Below are 16,615 nucleotides of genomic sequence, written 5' to 3'. Positions count from 1 at the left end.
GTGAGAATAGAAAGTCAGGGCTTTATCTACGGAGCAGTATTAAATACTAGACGCGAAGGCAAGCTCACTGACTTCGATGTGATAAATGATAGCTAATCATTTATCAATGAGAGATACAAGACGCGAAGCTTCGCCTGGATGTGGCGTAAGTACGCATTGCTCTAACATATACGATGAAGCTTGCTTAGCGAGTAAATTAAGGGCGTCTGCATCTATAACCAATGGCATTTTATTGTTTTGGCAATATTGCATTACTTCATCGAATGTTTGTTGTGCCCACTCGTCTTGCCCAAGCCCTGGGCCAATAACAACGCAGCTTGCCCACTCTAGCGCTTGATGTAAGTTATTACTGCTTACCATAAGCTCTGGTCTGCCAATACTAATAGGCGTTATTGAGCTTTCGTGTGTATACACCCTTACCATGCCAGCACCCGTTCTAAGAGCTGCTTCACTACTTAACCTAATTGCACCTGCAGTACCTTGATTGCCACCCACACATAAAAGCTTGCCATGGCTGCCTTTGTGACTATTGATTGCCCGCGTGGCTATTCCTTTAAAGCTATTAATATTTATCAAGGTTCCTGATGATTGAGCTATACAAGTAAACGCATCGCCAATTGCTAAATCATCAAAAACTAACTTACCGCTATATTGTTTACCTGCCGTCGTTGTGAGCCCTTGCTTTATACCTACAAAAGTAACGGTTGAAGTAGCTTGTACTGCGCACCCTAAAGGCTGTCCTGTATTTGCTTCAATGCCTGATGGAATATCAATGCTTATTACGGGCTTACCACTGTTATTTACAGCGTTAATTATATTCGCAAAATTATCGCGCACGGCGCTATTAAGCCCAGTACCAAGGAGCGCATCAATAACGATATCGCACTCATTAAGAGCATCTTTTGTAAAATGAGAAACCACCCCACCCGCTTCTATCCATAGCTGCTGCGCTTTTGCAGCATCACCTTTTAATGTTTTTTCGGGTTCAGCAGCGCATACTGTTACCTTTTTACCTGATTGCATAATAAGCCTAGCTACAACGTAACCGTCTCCAGCGTTGTTACCATGGCCAACAATGACTAATGCATGCTGCGCATCAAATAACTGCCATTGCTTATATACAGCCTCTCCTGCACGCTGCATTAGTGTAAATAAATCACAATGACTGTTTTTAGCCGCTAAAGCTTCATTGTCTCTTACTTGTTGTGCGGTAAATAAGGTTTTATTAAGCATAAAGGCTCCTTTACTAGGTGATACTTCACCTTATCAAATACTTATATCTAGCGGCTAGTTCTGTTGATAAATTTAAACTGCAATTTTATTTAAAGTCTAACACTCCCGCTTCAACTTGGGCATAGCTCACTTGAGCACGCCTAACTTGAGCAAGGTGAGCTAATTAAAGTATAATGCAGTTAATTAAAGGCTTGGTTTACTTGTAATCCAAGCCTGTTTATTTTTAGGTAGAGAAAAGCATGGCACAAACTCGCGGTAACTTATTTATTTTATCAGCCCCTTCAGGTGCTGGTAAATCAAGCTTAATCAATGCGTTATTAAAAAAACACGCTGACATGAAAGTATCTGTATCACATACAACTCGCGCCCCTCGCCCAGGTGAAGAAAATGGCGTGCATTATCACTTTGTATCTACAGACGAATTTAAAGCGCTTATTGCCAAAGATGACTTTTTTGAATGGGCTCAAGTATTCGATAATTACTACGGCACATCAAAGCAAGCTATTGAGTCGCAACTTGATGCGGGTATTGATGTGTTTTTAGATATTGATTGGCAAGGCGCTCAGCAAGTGCGCAAAATTATGCCAAGCGTACAAACTATTTTTATTCTACCGCCTTCAAAAGAAGAATTAGAGCAACGCTTAAATAATCGTGGGCAAGATTCGGCTGAGGTTATTGCCTCTCGTATGGCAAAAGCACAATCTGAAACATCACATTATAACGAATACGACTATGTAATTGTTAATGATGACTTTGAGAGCGCGCTTGGCGACATAGAAATGATTGTAATGGCTCAGCGCTTAACCCTAAAAGCGCAAGAAGAACGCCATCAAGTTTTACTAAATAGCCTGCTTAAATAATTTAAGTCTATTTAAATCAGGCTTAGACAAGTAAAACTGATAAAAATTGAACACTGGCTATTGGCGAAAGTGGCTGCTTGCAGTAAACTACGTCTTTGATTTAAATTATTTTTGGAGTGCTGTGATGGCCCGCGTAACAGTTGAAGATGCAGTAGATGCAGTTGGTAATCGTTTTGACTTAATTTTAGTTGCGGCTCGTCGTGCCCGCCAAATTGCTGTTGGTGGTAAAACTCCACTAGTAGACCCTGAAAACGATAAGCCAACGGTAGTTGCTTTACGTGAAATTGAATTAGGTTTAGTTGATAGCTCTTCAATGGACTTAATTGACCGTGAAGAACAACAACACCAAGAAGCAGCTGAATTAGCTGCTGTTGCCGCTATTGTTGGTGGCAACCAATAATCGACCTCCCGGTCTGATTTAGCCAACGGCGCAGTATTTCTACTATAGCCGTTGGCAATCCTCTCTTTTCATCGTATATTCGTAGCTTACCTAATTTACTTCACTAGGGCTGTTTATCTTTCGAGGTTAAATTTGCAGTAGTATGTTTGGTATTTAGGCAAGGCAGAGCCTATGTAGTGTGGTTATTCCCCATAAATAGGCGATAACGCAGCATAAATGCAAAACATGCGCTGCCTAAAGGGTTCTGCCTAGGGGCACTTTACTCTTTGTTGCTCGATTTTTACTTAGCCCGCTAGGCTAAAAACCTCGCGCCACAATTAAATCGCCCTAGATTGAACAAATTTTAATCCTGAAAGGTCAACAGGCCCTAGAACATTGGAGTGTGAATGTATCTTTTTGAAGGTCTTAAAAAGAAAATCTCAGAATACTTGCCCGCTGCTGATGTAGAGCTGGTTCAAAAATCTTACGTGGTAGCCCGAGAGGCCCATGAAGGACAAACTCGCTCGAGTGGCGAACCTTACATAACGCACCCAGTAGAAGTAACCCAAATTCTTGCAGGCATGCATCTTGACCATGAAACGCTCATGGCCGCGCTAATGCATGATGTAATTGAAGATACTGATTTTAGTCAACAAGATTTAGCCGAGATATTTGGCGAGACTGTTGCAGAGCTAGTTGAAGGTGTGAGTAAGCTCGATAAGCTTAGCTTTAAAGATAAAAAAGAATTCCAAGCTGAAAACTACCGCAAAATGATTATGGCAATGACTCAGGATATTCGAGTCATTTTAATCAAGCTTGCTGATAGAACACACAATATGCGTACTTTAGGCGCATTGCGCCCAGATAAGCGCCGCAGAATAGCGCGTGAAACACTAGAAATTTACGCACCAATTGCAAACCGCTTAGGTATTCACGATATTAAAAATGAACTTGAAGACTTAGGTTTTCAAGCTTTATATCCTATGCGTCATCGCGCACTTAAATCGGAAGTTGCTAAAGCACGCGGTAATCGCAAAGAAGTTATTACTAATATCCAACATGAAATAGAAGCACGTCTTGAAGAATCAGGCATTAAAGCAACTGTGTCAGGCCGTGAAAAACATTTATATAGTATTTATAAAAAAATGCTTAATAAAGAACTGCTATTTAACGAAGTTATGGATATTTACGCGTTTAGAATTGCAGTTGACTCTATGGATACGTGTTATCGTGTATTAGGTGTAGCTCATAGTCTTTATAAACCTATTGAAACACGCTTTAAAGATTATATTGCAGTACCAAAAACAAATGGTTACCAATCGCTTCATACTTCATTAGTTGGCCCACACGGTATACCTGTTGAAATTCAAATTCGTACTCATGATATGGATCATATGGCCGACAAAGGTGTAGCGGCGCATTGGATGTATAAAAAAGCAGGTGATGGCGCAGGTAATACTTCGCAGCAACGTGCTCGCCAGTGGATGCAGAGCTTATTAGAGCTTCAGCAAAGTGCGGGTTCATCATTTGAATTTATTGAAAATGTAAAAACTGAGCTATTCCCAGAAGAAATTTACGTATTTACACCAGATGGGCGTATTGTTGAGCTACCAATGGGTGCTACCGCAGTCGATTTTGCTTATGCCGTGCATACAGATGTAGGCAACACCTGCGTAGGCGCTCGCGTTAATCGCAAGCCGCACCCTTTAAGTAGGCCCTTAGATACAGGGCAAACTATAGAAATAATAACAAGCTCAGGCGCTCACCCTAATGCAACATGGCTAAACTTTATTGTTACTGGTAAAGCGCGTTTGGGCGTTCGTAACTACCTTAGAAGCCAGCATCATGAAGAAGCTATGCTTTTAGGGCGCCGCTTACTTGATTCAGCATTAGGTGAAAACAAACTAGATAGCATTGCTGATGAAAATATAGCGAGAGTACTTGAGGAGCACGAACTAACAACGCTTCTTGAATTACTTGTAGAAATTGGCTCTGGTAACCTAATGAGCATGTTAATTGCCAAACGCCTATTACAAAATGACAGTGACGACTTAACTGATATTACCAGCCAAGCCAAAGCGACCATTATTGGTACTGAGGGCATGCTAGTTAATTACTCTAAGTGTTGCCGACCTGTACCTGGCGATGCTATTACAGCTCATGTAAGCCAAGGTAAGGGCCTGACCGTTCACCGCCAAGAATGTAAAAACATCCGTGGCTGGGAAAATGAGCGCTCTAAATACTTAGTTGTAAAATGGGACGATAACCCAGAGAAAGAATATATTGCAGCTCTGAGAGTTGAAATTATTAATCATCAGGGGGCTCTGGCTAAATTAACCAATGTTGTTACTACAACCCAAGCCAATATTGTAGAAATAACCACCGATGAAAAAGAAAGTAATTTATACGTGATAGATTTAGGGGTTACCGTTAAAAACCGTATCCACGTTGCTAACATTATGCGCCGCATTCGCGTTATGCCTGATGTACAAAAAGTCTATCGTAAAAAGTAAAATAGGAAACACATGAATAAAGCATTTATCTCTACCGACAAAGCACCTGCTGCCATTGGCACTTACAGCCAAGCAGTTAAAGTAGGCACCGCTGTTTATTTATCTGGTCAAATTCCATTAGTGCCAGAAACGATGGAAATGATTTCAGAAGACTTTAGTGAGCAAACGCATCAGGTATTTAAAAATATCACTGCGGTATGTGAAGAAGCTGGCGGGCAAATTCAAGATTTAGTGAAAATAAATATTTATCTAACTGATTTATCTAACTTCGCGACTGTAAATGAAGTTATGAGCCAATACTTTAAGCAACCTTACCCAGCGAGAGCTGCATTAGGTGTTCGTGCACTTCCAAAAGGTGCACAAGTTGAAATAGATGGAATAATGGAACTTCCTTCTACCAATTAAGTATTACAGGCTATAGAGCCTCTCTATAGCCTTTTTTTCCCTCTTAGCACTTCGTTCTCTGTGACTTCTTGACTCAAATGTAAATTTCTAGCAATCTGTAGTTGTGTTTTAAAAAACAAACTTAACTTAAGTAGTAAAAAAGGATTAACTCGTGTTTAAGCTTGCCAACAATGGAAATGTTTTACTTGATGTAAAAGAACATATTCCTCCCAGCGCTGCATTTATTTTAGAGGCTCTCGAAAAGTCAGCTTTTTGCGACTGCAAAATAGATCATGACGCTATTAATGATTTTTTTAAAAACGAAAACACACAACACACTCTGGTTGTAGCAACAAAACACAATGCCACTTTAAATGTAACAATTAGCGACGATAAAATGCTGGCCATTGGCGAGCTAACCCTTGCCCAAGGCGGAAAATTATTAAGTTTAGAAGATGCAAAAAAACAACTCGTTAAAGCAGGAATTGTGCGTGGCTATAAGCAAGCATTTTTAGAGTTGCTACTGCAAAAACAGTTTGAGCATACAGCGGGTTCTGTCGTTAAGGGAGTATTAGCTAAAGGTAGGCTACCAAGTGATGGTTTGGCCACTAAACTAATAACAACCGTAGAGACTTTAAAAGACCGTTTAAAAACCCCCAAGCTCAAAGAAGATGGCAGCGTGGATATGCGCGACTTTGGCAAGCTTGCAAGCGTAGAGCCAGGCTCTGTGCTTATTCGCCAACAACCAGCAACCCCTGGTAAAGAAGGCTTCACCGTAATAGGTGACATACTGCCCGCAAAACCCGGAGAAAATAAACAATTAGTAGCAGGCGAAGGCACCGAAATATCAAAGCTAAATCCGCTTGAACTAGTCTCTACTATTGCAGGTGTTCCGGTTGAAATTAATAATGGTATGCGTGTCGACGATATTTTTACCATTTCAGATGTAAACGTAAAAAGCGGCCACATTGACTTTCAAGGAAGTGTTATTGTTACCCGTAATATAGACCCTGGAATGAAAGTAACAGCCAAAGGCGATATTACTATATTTGGCACTGTTGAATCAGGAGAGCTTACCGCAGGCGGAAACATCACCGTTAAACAAGGCATTATTGGCCATCAAAAAGCCGATGAACAATCACTGTCTTGTAAGCTTATTGCACGAGGTGATATTCACGTATCCCATTCACAGTATTGCTACCTAGAAGCAAATAATATTTTTATTGATCGCCAAACAAGCCACTGTGTAATGAAAGCTAAACGCTTACTGCAAGTTGGTCAATCCGACTTACCTAAGGGTAAAATATTTGGTGGCGAAATACTCGATGCAACGACCCTCATTGCTGGCGAAATAGGGAATGAATCAGGCGCTAAAATGATTATTAACCTAGCGGCTTCTGGCGCCGAAATAACCGCTGATACTGATAATTGCTTTAAAGACTTAGCTAAAACAGATGCACAGCTAGACACGTTGCAAGCAGCACTAGAAAAAACTGATTTAGTGAAGGATGCCGAGAAGAAAAAACTATTAATTACTAAAATTGGTGCTACTCAAAAGCATTATTGTGAGCAGGCAGAGCAATTAGAAAAACGTCTTTCAAACTTAGATCACGACTTACACGATTTACTTAACGACGCTAATTTAGCGGTAAATTCTGTTTTGCATTCAGGTGTAGAGATTCATATTTTTGATAAAGTACTCAAAACAATCCGCAATTACCCTCCGTGCAACGTTAAACTTTTGAATAACAAAATTGAAATAGAGTTCAAAACAAGCTAATAACTGAGTGCTCTATTGAGCACTCAAATTTATTCACATTTAAAGTAAACCGCTTACCTCAGCATGTGTTTGCTGCGGCCATACACCCACTTGTACTTGACCAATATGCTGCTTTTGTAGCAAGAGCATCGCTAAGCGCGACTGCCCTATTCCACCGCCAATTGTTTGCGGAAATTTACTTTGTAGTAGCGCTTTATGCCAATCAAACTCTAAGCGGTCTTCATCTCCAGTTGTACTTAACTGCGCTTTTAAAACCTCAGGACTTACACGTATACCCATTGATGAAATTTCAAATGCGTCTTCAAGTACTGGGTTCCATACTAAAATATCACCATTTAAACCCATATATTGATCGCACGTTGGCGTAGACCAATCATCGTAATCTGGGGCTCTTACATCATGGATTTTGCCATCACCAAGCGCGCCACCAATACCAATTAAAAATACAGCACCATATTCTTGTGCAATGGCTTTTTCGCGCTGTTTAGCGCTAAAGTCAGGGTACATTTTACGTAGCTCTTCACTGTGCACAAACTTAATGTCGTCCGGTAAAAAAGGCGTCAAACCATAAGACTCACTTACAAAAGCTTCCGTCTCTTTTATCCCTTTATAAATAGATTGAACAGTTTGCTTTAGTGTTGCCAGCGAACGCTCTGTGGTTTCGTTAATTACTTTTTCCCAATCCCATTGATCAACATATACAGAATGAATAGGACTTAATGAATCTTCATCTGGGCGCAAAGCTTTCATTTGAGTATAAATACCCTCACCAACACCAAAGCCATAAGTTGCCAGTGTTTTACGTTTCCACTTAGCCAATGAATGCACCACTTCGTAGCGGCTATCTGTAATCGCTTTTACATTTACAGCAACTGCGTTTTCATGGCCGCTTAAGTTATCTTGCGTGCCGTCACCTACTTTAGCCAAAATAGGGGCTTGAACCTCAACCAGCCCAAGTTGGGTTTCTAGTTGCTGTGAAAAAAATTGTTTAACTTTACTTATTTGCTGCTGTTGCTGCACATAGTGTGAACTCATAATAATTGGCCTCATTCCCAGTTATTGTTACTTGCTTAATTTATAAAAAGCGCCCTAATGAGCGCCTTTAATGAGGTTAATGTAACGATTTGATGAATTAATTCAACATCCCATAATAAAAATAGCTTTAACATATTAAAACCATCAATTAAGTGGTATAAAAATCATATATTCGATAATTTTATGAGAAAAATATAATGGAAAATTATTTAATCGATAATCTCGATAAACAGATACTTCATGCATTAATGGAAAATGCCCGTACTGCGTACGCCGAATTAGCAAAAAGATTTAATGTAAGCGCTGGGACAATTCACGTAAGAATTGAAAAAATGAAGCAAGCAGGGATCATTACAGGCACCCAATTAACGATTAATACTAAACAGCTAGGCTACGATGTGTGTTGCTTTATAGGTATTAATTTAAATAACGCACGTGATTACCCACAAACACTTATAAAGCTAGAAGCATTGGAGGAAGTGGTAGAGGCTTATTACACAACAGGTAACTACAGTATATTTATAAAGGTAATGACAAAGTCCATTGATCACTTACAAGATGTGCTGATTAATAAAATACAGGCAATAGAAGCCATTCAATCAACAGAAACACTGATTTCTCTACAAAATCCAATTAGCCGTACGGTAATGCCTTAACTGCAAAAATCTCGTATAATTGCCGAAAAAAGAGGATAACCATGCAGCAAACTCGCTATCAAAGAATCGAAGACGTACTTTCGCGCCGTCAAACAGACTTAACCGTGTGCTTAGAAGACGTGCACAAACACCATAACTTATCTGCAATAGTACGAAGTGCTGATGCGGTTGGTTGTCATCACGTACATGCTGTATGGCCTGAAAAGCAAAAATGGCTAACAAATAATACCTCAGGTGGCAGTAAAAACTGGCTAGAGACGCACTTACATAGAAATATTGATGATGCAGTTACTGCAATGCGTGAACGCAATCCAGAAATACAAATATTAGCGACTCACTTATCAGAAGATGCCGTTGATTTTAGAGAAGTAGATTACACCAAGCCAACGGCTATTATTGTTGGACAAGAAAAAACAGGGATATCAGAAAAAGCCCTAGAATATGCCGATCAAAATATTATTATTCCAATGCAAGGCATGGTGCAATCGCTAAATGTTTCAGTTGCTGCTGCGCTAATATTGTTTGAAGCACAGCGCCAACGCGAGCTGGCTGGTTTATATAATAGAGATATGTTGAGCGCCGAAGTTAAACATCCACTTTACTTTGAAGGCTGCCACCCTATTATCGCAAGGCAGTGTAAACAAAAAAAATTACCTTATCCTGCACTTGATGAAAACGGCGAAATAGTCGCTGACGAGCAATTTTGGCAAGCTTTAAAACATACTTGATGGACTAAAGCTCTGTAAGTACACTTAACTTATTCACAAATAATAAGATTGATATAATTTGTCTAAACCTAGCTTAAATCAATACCCAATTACAGAGCTCAAAGGGGTCGGCCCAAAAATGGCTGAGCGTTTGTTAAAGCTAGGTATTTTAACTGTGCAAGATATGCTTTTTCATTTGCCACTTCGCTATGAAGATCGCACTCGCTTATACGCGATTAATGAGTTGTCACTACATAGCCACGTGAGTGTTGAAGCAACAATTGAAACAAGCCAAATCACGTTTGGAAAAAGGCGCATGCTTGTTTGCCAAATCAATGATGGTACTGGCAGGCTAACACTACGATTTTTTAATTTTACCGCTGCACAAAAAAACGCATTTAGCGCTGGTAAAATAATACGTTGTTTTGGTGAAGTGCGCCGTGGCCGTGTTGGCTTTGAAATGAGTCATCCTGAATACAGCATCAGCGATACCTCTAACGAGCAGCCGGTAGCGACAACATTAACGCCCGTTTATTCAACAACCGAAGGCTTAAAGCAACTATCGATTAGAGCTTTAAGCGAACAGGCTATTGATTTACTAAATAAATACTCAGTAGAAGAACTACTGCCTTCACAGTGGCAGCCATCAAATATGCCGCTAAGTGACGCACTATTATTACTGCACCGCCCACCAAATAATGTTGATGTAGCTGCATTAGAGCAAGGTACTCACCCTGCTCAACAGCGCCTTGTATTTGAGGAGTTACTTGCTCAAAACCTCAGCTTATTAAAAGTGCGAGAGCAAGGGCAACAAGTTAAAGCCGTGGCATTAAATCCGGTAAACACATTAGAAAGCCAATTTTTAGAGCAACTTCCTTTTGCACCCACAAATGCGCAAAGCCGCGTAGTTGCTGAGATTAAAGGTGACATGCAACACGCGTATCCCATGATGCGTTTAGTACAAGGCGATGTAGGCTCAGGTAAAACCCTAGTAGCAGCACTTAGTGCACTAACAGCCATTGCGCAGGGCTTTCAAGTCGCTTTAATGGCTCCTACTGAAATTTTATCAGAGCAACATGGTGTTAATTTTACAACGTGGTTTAATCAACTAGGTATAACAGTTGCTTGGCTTGGCGGTAAAACAAAAGGCAAAGAGCGCGTAGCAACACTTGAAAAAATAGCCTCTGGTGAAGCGCAAATGATTGTAGGTACTCACGCTTTATTTCAAGATGAAGTTAAGTTTAATAACTTAGTGCTTATCGTTATTGATGAACAACACCGCTTTGGTGTCCACCAGCGTTTATCACTGCGTGAAAAAGGTAAGTTTGGTGATTGTTACCCTCATCAACTAGTCATGACCGCAACACCCATTCCACGTACACTCGCCATGACCGCCTATGCCGACTTAGAAACCTCTGTGATTGACGAGCTGCCACCTGGGCGTACGCCAATCACAACAGTGGCACTTCCTGATACTCGCAGAGACGATATTATTGCCCGCGTTAAATTAGCGTGTAACGAGCAAGGCCGCCAAGTTTATTGGGTGTGTACACTTATTGATGAATCTGAAGTACTGCAATGCCAAGCCGCCGAAGACAGTGCACTACAGTTAAAAGAAGCATTACCAGAGCTAAACGTAGGCTTAGTACATGGGCGAATGAAATCAGCTGAAAAACAAGCCATTATGAGCGAGTTTAAGGCAGGTAATATACATGTTTTAGTTGCCACGACGGTTATTGAAGTTGGTGTAGATGTCCCTAATGCGAGCTTAATCATTATAGAAAACCCTGAGCGCTTAGGCTTAGCACAGCTGCATCAGTTACGTGGGCGAGTTGGCCGTGGCGCTACTGCATCGCATTGCGTGCTTTTATACCACGCACCACTGTCTCATACCGCTCAAAAGCGATTAGGTGTACTACGCGATAGTAACGATGGCTTTGTGATAGCAGAGCGCGATTTAGAAATTCGTGGCCCTGGTGAAGTACTCGGTACAAAACAAACAGGGTTAGCCGAGTTTAAAATTGCCGATCTTACCCGCGATAAGCACATCCTCAACCAAGTTAGACCGATTGCACAGCAAATGCTTAAGCAACACCCAGAGGTTGTTGACCCGCTAATTCAACGTTGGTTGGGTAATAAGCAAAATTACGCGCAAGCGTAACCACTCTATTTTCTATATTTTTGAGTTTACTAAGTTAATTTACTAAATTAGCTTACTAAGGATATAAAAAAGTCAGCTCTAAACAATATAGAGCTGACTTCTGATATCTCAATAGAGCAGCATAAAAGCGATTTTCGCCCTTTACTTCTCTTAGTTAAATTTAAGCTTTATTAAGCTCAAATATAAGCGATGTTTGCGGGAATGAAATTGGCATTTGTAAACCAAACTGCATTAGCGCTTCACCTGTAAATGTTTGACCATTTACCGCAGCAATAGAAGATGGGCGATACTCTTCAAATTTTACCGGCCACACTAAATTAAGTGTGTACTGCGCATCGGAATCTAGGCCAACAAAACGAAGCTTATTAGGCGCTGTACGCGGTGTTTCGCGAACGCTGTTATAGGCAAATAACGCTTTTGTTTTTTGCGCATCAATTAAACCAAAGTTAATTGATAAATCGTCGCTATCTAGGCGGTATAAATCGGCAGCATGAATAAACTCACGATGCTCTTTATGAAGTGCTATTGCCGCTTTAAGTGCATTGTATTCGTGATCGGTCAGTTCACGTGGGTCCATTTCGATTCCCATGTGGCCAAACATTGATACCGCAGCACGCATTTCAATACTTACATTACGCCCTGTGATATGACAATCGCGTGGGCCTACGTGTGCACCCATAACCGACGATGGGAAAAAGAAAGAACATCCACGCTGTATTTCAAGGCGATCTAGCGCATCGTTTGAATCTGACGTCCATACACGATCTGTGTGTGCAAGTACGCCGTAATCTACACGTGCACCACCTGACGAACAGCTTTCTATTTCAAGACCAGGGTGCGCCGCTTTAATACGGTCAATTAAACGATAAAGTGCCAATGTTTGCTGATGCACAGCAGGCTTGCCATCAAAATTACCCGCATGGTTAATATCGCGGTTCATATCCCATTTAATGTACTTAATAGTTGGGTATTCAACTAAAATATCGTCAATCGCTTTGTATAGGTACTCAACAACCTCAGAGCGCGTTAAATCAAGTACTAGCTGATTTCTAAAGCTTAACTGCTCGTTATTTTCTGAGCCTAAAACCCAATCAGGATGCGCGCGGTATAAATCACTATCTGGGTTAACCATTTCTGGTTCAAACCAAATACCAAACTCCATACCTAAGCTATTAACATGATCAATGACTGGCGATAAACCATCAGGGTAAATTTTGTAATCTACTGTCCAATCACCTAAGCCTGCATTGTCGCCACGGCGGCCTTTAAACCAGCCATCATCAAGTACAAAACGCTCAATACCTAACGGCGCTACTTTGTCGGCTAGTTGCTTAAGCGTGTCTACGTCGTGATCAAAGTAAATACCTTCCCACGTGTTGTAATGCACAGGGCGCGCTTTTTCACGTTGCGCTTGGCTAAGTAAATTAGCTTTAACAAAACGATGGAAATTACGAGAAAGCGCACTAAAACCTTCACTTGAAAACGAGCCATAAATGCTCGGGCTTTGATACGTTTGACCTTTAGCAAGCGTAAGCTCACCAGGAAGTAATAGCTCACCCATTTGTACATAACGACGACCTTCAGCTAAAAGCTCTGCGCGTAGTTTATTGTTGCCGCTCCAACCTAAATGAAAGCCGTAACATTCGCCGTGTTGCTCGCCTGCATTTTCGTTATGCACTAATAAACCAGGAAACACATCGTGTGATGTTTTGCCTTTACGGTTTTCACGTACAAAGCTGCCAAGCACTAAATCAACAGATTGACGCTGGAATTCGTTTGACCAACGACCTTCAAAGCTCACTATTTTGCTTACGCTATCTGGCAATTGAAATGTTGGCGCGGCGCAAAAATTAACGCTCAGTGGTGAGTCACCTAAATTAGTTAATACAGTATGTGCACTTAGTACGTCACTGTTGTTGTCAAGCGTAATGCTGTGCACGACTTCAATACCACGAAGCTTATCTACACTTACAAACTCAACAGTCGCACTTGAAGGCTGACGCACTTCTTGAAGCTCTGGCCCAACTGACCATGCGATTGAATCATTTACTAGCTCAAGCCCTGGCGCGCCAGTAAAGCCTTCGCCTAATAAAGGAGATAGAGAAATAGGCGCTTCTTCAACCACGGCACATTTTACCTCTTGACGGGTAGCAAGCTGAGTAAGCATTGTTTCTGTTGTTTGCTCAGATAGGCGTTTACCAAAGTACAGTAACGCCGGTGTTTTGCTCTGGCAGTCGAAAATAACGGTGCTGTTTACACTGTCTAATCGATAAAATGATTTAGTGTCGGCCATGATTTTCCTATCCTCTTGTTCATTGTGTGAGTTATAAATATAACGAAAATTAGTAAGCTACACTATTTACTAAATGTATCTCTTTGCTTGAGCCACAATCTATCAGATGGTGACACTCAATAATAGTATATATCATACAAATTAGTTTTTGATAGTCTTTACATCGCAAATAGTCAGATAAACTCACTGGAAGTACCACTGTAATAAAAGTTATTAAACTAACCTTTACTTTAAAATTCTGTTATTGCTTTTAATATATATAAAAAATCGGCCAGAGTTGCCCCATGACCGATTTTGTCAGCTTAAACTATTTACAATCTATTTTTGTACTTGTACTTGTCCTGCGTCATCAAGTGTCGGTGTTTTACCTGCCCACTGCGCATTCAAACCAAATACCACTTTATTTACTATCAATGCAAAAGCTACACATACAATCAGTGTAATTGGCATTAAATGAATGTAATGAATGTCAGTATGTAGTGGTGAGTTTGCAAACGTAAGCATGCCGTACATTACAACACCTAAAATTACTGCTGCAATACCTGCACGTGCATCAACATTTTTAAATAATAAGCCCACTACAAAAATTGAGAATATAGGCATACTTAATAAGCCGTTTAATTGCTGTAGCAAGTTAATAATACTGTCTGCTTGCTGGTAAATTGGTACAAGTACCAGTGTTAAGCTTGTTAGTAGCAATGTTACGTAACCGCTTAGCTTTACAACACTTGGCTCTTTATTAAAGTAAGCTTCGTGAATGTCACACACGTATAGTGCTGTAGCTGAATTTAATAAGCTGTTGTAAGTAGAGAGTACAGCGGCTGCCATTGCCGCTGCAAACACACCGGTTAACCATGCTGGCATTACATCACCTACAATTCGACCATAAGCAGCGTCGCCAATATCGCCGTAAAGTTTAAACGAAATGATACCCGGTAATACCACAATGGCAGGGACGATTAAAAAACGAATTCCCGCTGCGGCAAATATACCTTTTTGCGCTTCTTTAACATTAGGAGCAGCCATGGCTCGTTGCGTAATTGTTTGGTTAGTACCCCAGTAATACATTTGAATAAAGATCATACCGGTTAAAAGTGTTGGCCATGGAATAGGTGAATCAGCATCGCCGATGAGTGTTAAGCGCTCCTCAGGAATACCCGTAAAGTCATAATCAATCGCATTTAGTGCTAAAAACACCACTAAAACAGCCATACCCAGTACCAGTAAGCCGTTATAAGTATCAGACACTGCAACTGCACGTAGACCACCAAAAAACGCATAAATAGCACCTACAATGGCAAATGCGGTGGCAATATACATTAGCGGAATATCAACCTTAAACATGGTTTGCATAAACAGCGCACCTGAGTAAATTACCGCTGGCATGTAAATAAGTGCATTACCTAAAAAGAATAATCCCCCAATAACAGCGCGAATATGTTTGTTGTTATAGCGCTTTTCTAAAAGCTCTGTGGTCGTTGTACAGTTGTATTTATAATAAACAGGAATAAACACTTTGGCTAAAATAATTAAGCCAATAATCGCCGCAAGCTCCCACCAAACAAGCAAAGCCATTTGGTTACCGTTCATACCCACTAGTTGGTCGGTACTTAAGTTAGTAAGTGTTATTGAACCTGCAACAAACATCCAAGTAAGGCCACCGCCCGCTAAAAAATACTCTTTGGTTTGGCTTTGTCCGTTATTACGATTTTGGCCTCGGCATTTCCAATAAGTAAGGCCACCAATTAAAGCGGTGACAAAAACAAAAACCACCAGCTGTAAAATGTTATCTGACATGTGTGTGTCTCCTACGCGTTACGCGCAATGTCTGTGTAATAAAAAAGTGCACGCTACAGCGCGTGCGCATCTCGACTTAGTTCTAACTTAATTTGCTTTAAAGGCATAAGTTCGGGACGTTGGTTGTGCAGCTTTACCAATGCATTTAACTGAAACAGTGAAATAAGCATACTGTTAAGCACACTTAGGTAACCTTGCTTGTGTAAGTTTGCAACGGTATCGCTATCTAAAGTTTGCAGTTTGTCTTCATCAACGGTGCTCAAACCTTGAATAGTTTGGGTTTCGCCTTGTTCAAACTGCAATACAATATCTATGTTTTTAATAAGCCCTAAGCGCGCTACTTCTTGGGTAAATTGATACGTTTGATAATCATTTTTTAAATCGCTCTCAAGTAGCTTTTGCTGTGAATTTAAAAATAAGCTTGGCTTACCTTTAGCATCAAATAGTGCCTCGCCTTGCTGCGTATTTACGGCTGAGCTTTGATCATCAATCGCAATAAAGTAGTCGCTGCTATTTGCTTCACGGGTCATTAAATAAAGAGGGTGAGTTTGTATACATACCGGTGTGTAAAGTGCCTGCCATTGGTTGTTATTAACCAATAAACTTTGACCTGCACTAAAGCTGGTTAACGCTGATACGGTATAACTACCATTTTGTGTATTACGTGCTAAAAAAATAGGTAAGTCGCAGGCTGCTTTTGCCACTTCGTTAGCTCTTAAATTAACTAAATGCTGCGTTTTTGCATATTCAACACCTGCATTAGGGTTGATTTTTAATGTTTGGTGTTTAGTGTTTACGAGTTCACTAATAGCCATAG

General features: G+C 40.6%; 12 protein-coding genes and 1 pseudogene. 8 read left to right on the top strand and 5 right to left on the bottom strand.

All coding sequences use genetic code 11. From position 1 onward, the window contains the following. Positions 1-108: 108 nt before the first annotated feature. Positions 109-1,233, bottom strand: a pseudogene (locus tag H5159_RS16925) (NAD(P)H-hydrate dehydratase); the annotation flags it as partial. A 239-nt stretch (positions 1,234-1,472) separates the two neighbouring features. Here H5159_RS16925 and gmk point away from each other — a divergent pair. The 5 genes from gmk (at position 1,473) to H5159_RS16900 (ending at position 7,149) form a co-directional block, all read left to right on the top strand. Beyond that, entirely contained in the window at positions 1,473-2,093 is a 621-nt protein-coding gene (gmk, locus tag H5159_RS16920; protein WP_182695900.1) for a guanylate kinase, read from the top strand. A 124-nt stretch (positions 2,094-2,217) separates the two neighbouring features. Next, positions 2,218-2,493 carry a DNA-directed RNA polymerase subunit omega gene (gene rpoZ / locus H5159_RS16915; RefSeq protein ID WP_002958829.1) on the top strand — a complete coding sequence of 92 codons (276 nt, stop codon included), beginning with the start codon at positions 2,218-2,220 and terminating at the stop codon, positions 2,491-2,493. Between the two features lie 386 nt (positions 2,494-2,879). Continuing rightward, positions 2,880-4,985 (top strand): bifunctional GTP diphosphokinase/guanosine-3',5'-bis pyrophosphate 3'-pyrophosphohydrolase, encoded by a 2,106-nt coding sequence (gene spoT / locus H5159_RS16910; protein ID WP_002958827.1) that lies wholly within the window; start codon positions 2,880-2,882, stop codon positions 4,983-4,985. Positions 4,986-4,997: 12 nt separating this feature from the next. Next, on the top strand, positions 4,998-5,390 hold the full coding sequence (locus tag H5159_RS16905; protein ID WP_002958826.1) for a RidA family protein: 393 nt from the start codon (positions 4,998-5,000) through the stop codon (positions 5,388-5,390). A 151-nt stretch (positions 5,391-5,541) separates the two neighbouring features. After that, positions 5,542-7,149 carry a DUF342 domain-containing protein gene (locus H5159_RS16900; protein ID WP_182692454.1) on the top strand — a complete coding sequence of 536 codons (1,608 nt, stop codon included), beginning with the start codon at positions 5,542-5,544 and terminating at the stop codon, positions 7,147-7,149. 39 nt (positions 7,150-7,188) lie between these two features. Here H5159_RS16900 and asnA read toward each other — a convergent pair whose 3' ends face one another. After that, on the bottom strand, positions 7,189-8,184 hold the full coding sequence (gene asnA / locus H5159_RS16895) for an aspartate--ammonia ligase (protein WP_182716040.1): 996 nt from the start codon (positions 8,182-8,184) through the stop codon (positions 7,189-7,191). A 197-nt stretch (positions 8,185-8,381) separates the two neighbouring features. On the opposite strand from asnA, the gene asnC reads away from it, so the two are divergent. The 3 genes from asnC to recG are packed head-to-tail and all read left to right on the top strand — an operon-like array spanning position 8,382 to position 11,708. After that, on the top strand, positions 8,382-8,840 hold the full coding sequence (gene asnC / locus H5159_RS16890; RefSeq protein ID WP_024595831.1) for a transcriptional regulator AsnC: 459 nt from the start codon (positions 8,382-8,384) through the stop codon (positions 8,838-8,840). Positions 8,841-8,881: 41 nt separating this feature from the next. Continuing rightward, entirely contained in the window at positions 8,882-9,568 is a 687-nt protein-coding gene (gene trmH, locus H5159_RS16885; RefSeq protein ID WP_007580009.1) for a tRNA (guanosine(18)-2'-O)-methyltransferase TrmH, read from the top strand. A gap of 58 nt (positions 9,569-9,626) precedes the next feature. Further along, on the top strand, positions 9,627-11,708 hold the full coding sequence (gene recG, locus H5159_RS16880) for an ATP-dependent DNA helicase RecG (RefSeq protein WP_182712474.1): 2,082 nt from the start codon (positions 9,627-9,629) through the stop codon (positions 11,706-11,708). A gap of 160 nt (positions 11,709-11,868) precedes the next feature. Here the strand turns inward: recG and H5159_RS16875 are convergent, their stop codons facing one another. From H5159_RS16875 to H5159_RS16865, 3 genes are all read right to left on the bottom strand, one after another. Beyond that, the gene (locus H5159_RS16875; RefSeq protein WP_182737754.1) at positions 11,869-14,001 is read right to left on the bottom strand and encodes an alpha-galactosidase; all 2,133 of its coding nucleotides are present in this window, start codon (positions 13,999-14,001) and stop codon (positions 11,869-11,871) included. A 318-nt stretch (positions 14,002-14,319) separates the two neighbouring features. Continuing rightward, positions 14,320-15,798 carry an SLC5 family protein gene (locus H5159_RS16870; RefSeq protein WP_182780699.1) on the bottom strand — a complete coding sequence of 493 codons (1,479 nt, stop codon included), beginning with the start codon at positions 15,796-15,798 and terminating at the stop codon, positions 14,320-14,322. A 53-nt stretch (positions 15,799-15,851) separates the two neighbouring features. Then, the gene (locus H5159_RS16865; RefSeq protein ID WP_024594649.1) at positions 15,852-16,613 is read right to left on the bottom strand and encodes a SapC family protein; all 762 of its coding nucleotides are present in this window, start codon (positions 16,611-16,613) and stop codon (positions 15,852-15,854) included. Positions 16,614-16,615: the final 2 nt, after the last annotated feature.

It is taken from the genome of Pseudoalteromonas sp. SG43-1, from assembly GCF_014164415.1.
Classification (GTDB): Bacteria; Pseudomonadota; Gammaproteobacteria; order Enterobacterales; family Alteromonadaceae; genus Pseudoalteromonas; species Pseudoalteromonas distincta.
Note: the sequence above shows the minus strand (reverse complement) of the source record. Positions and strands in the feature narration are given on the sequence as shown.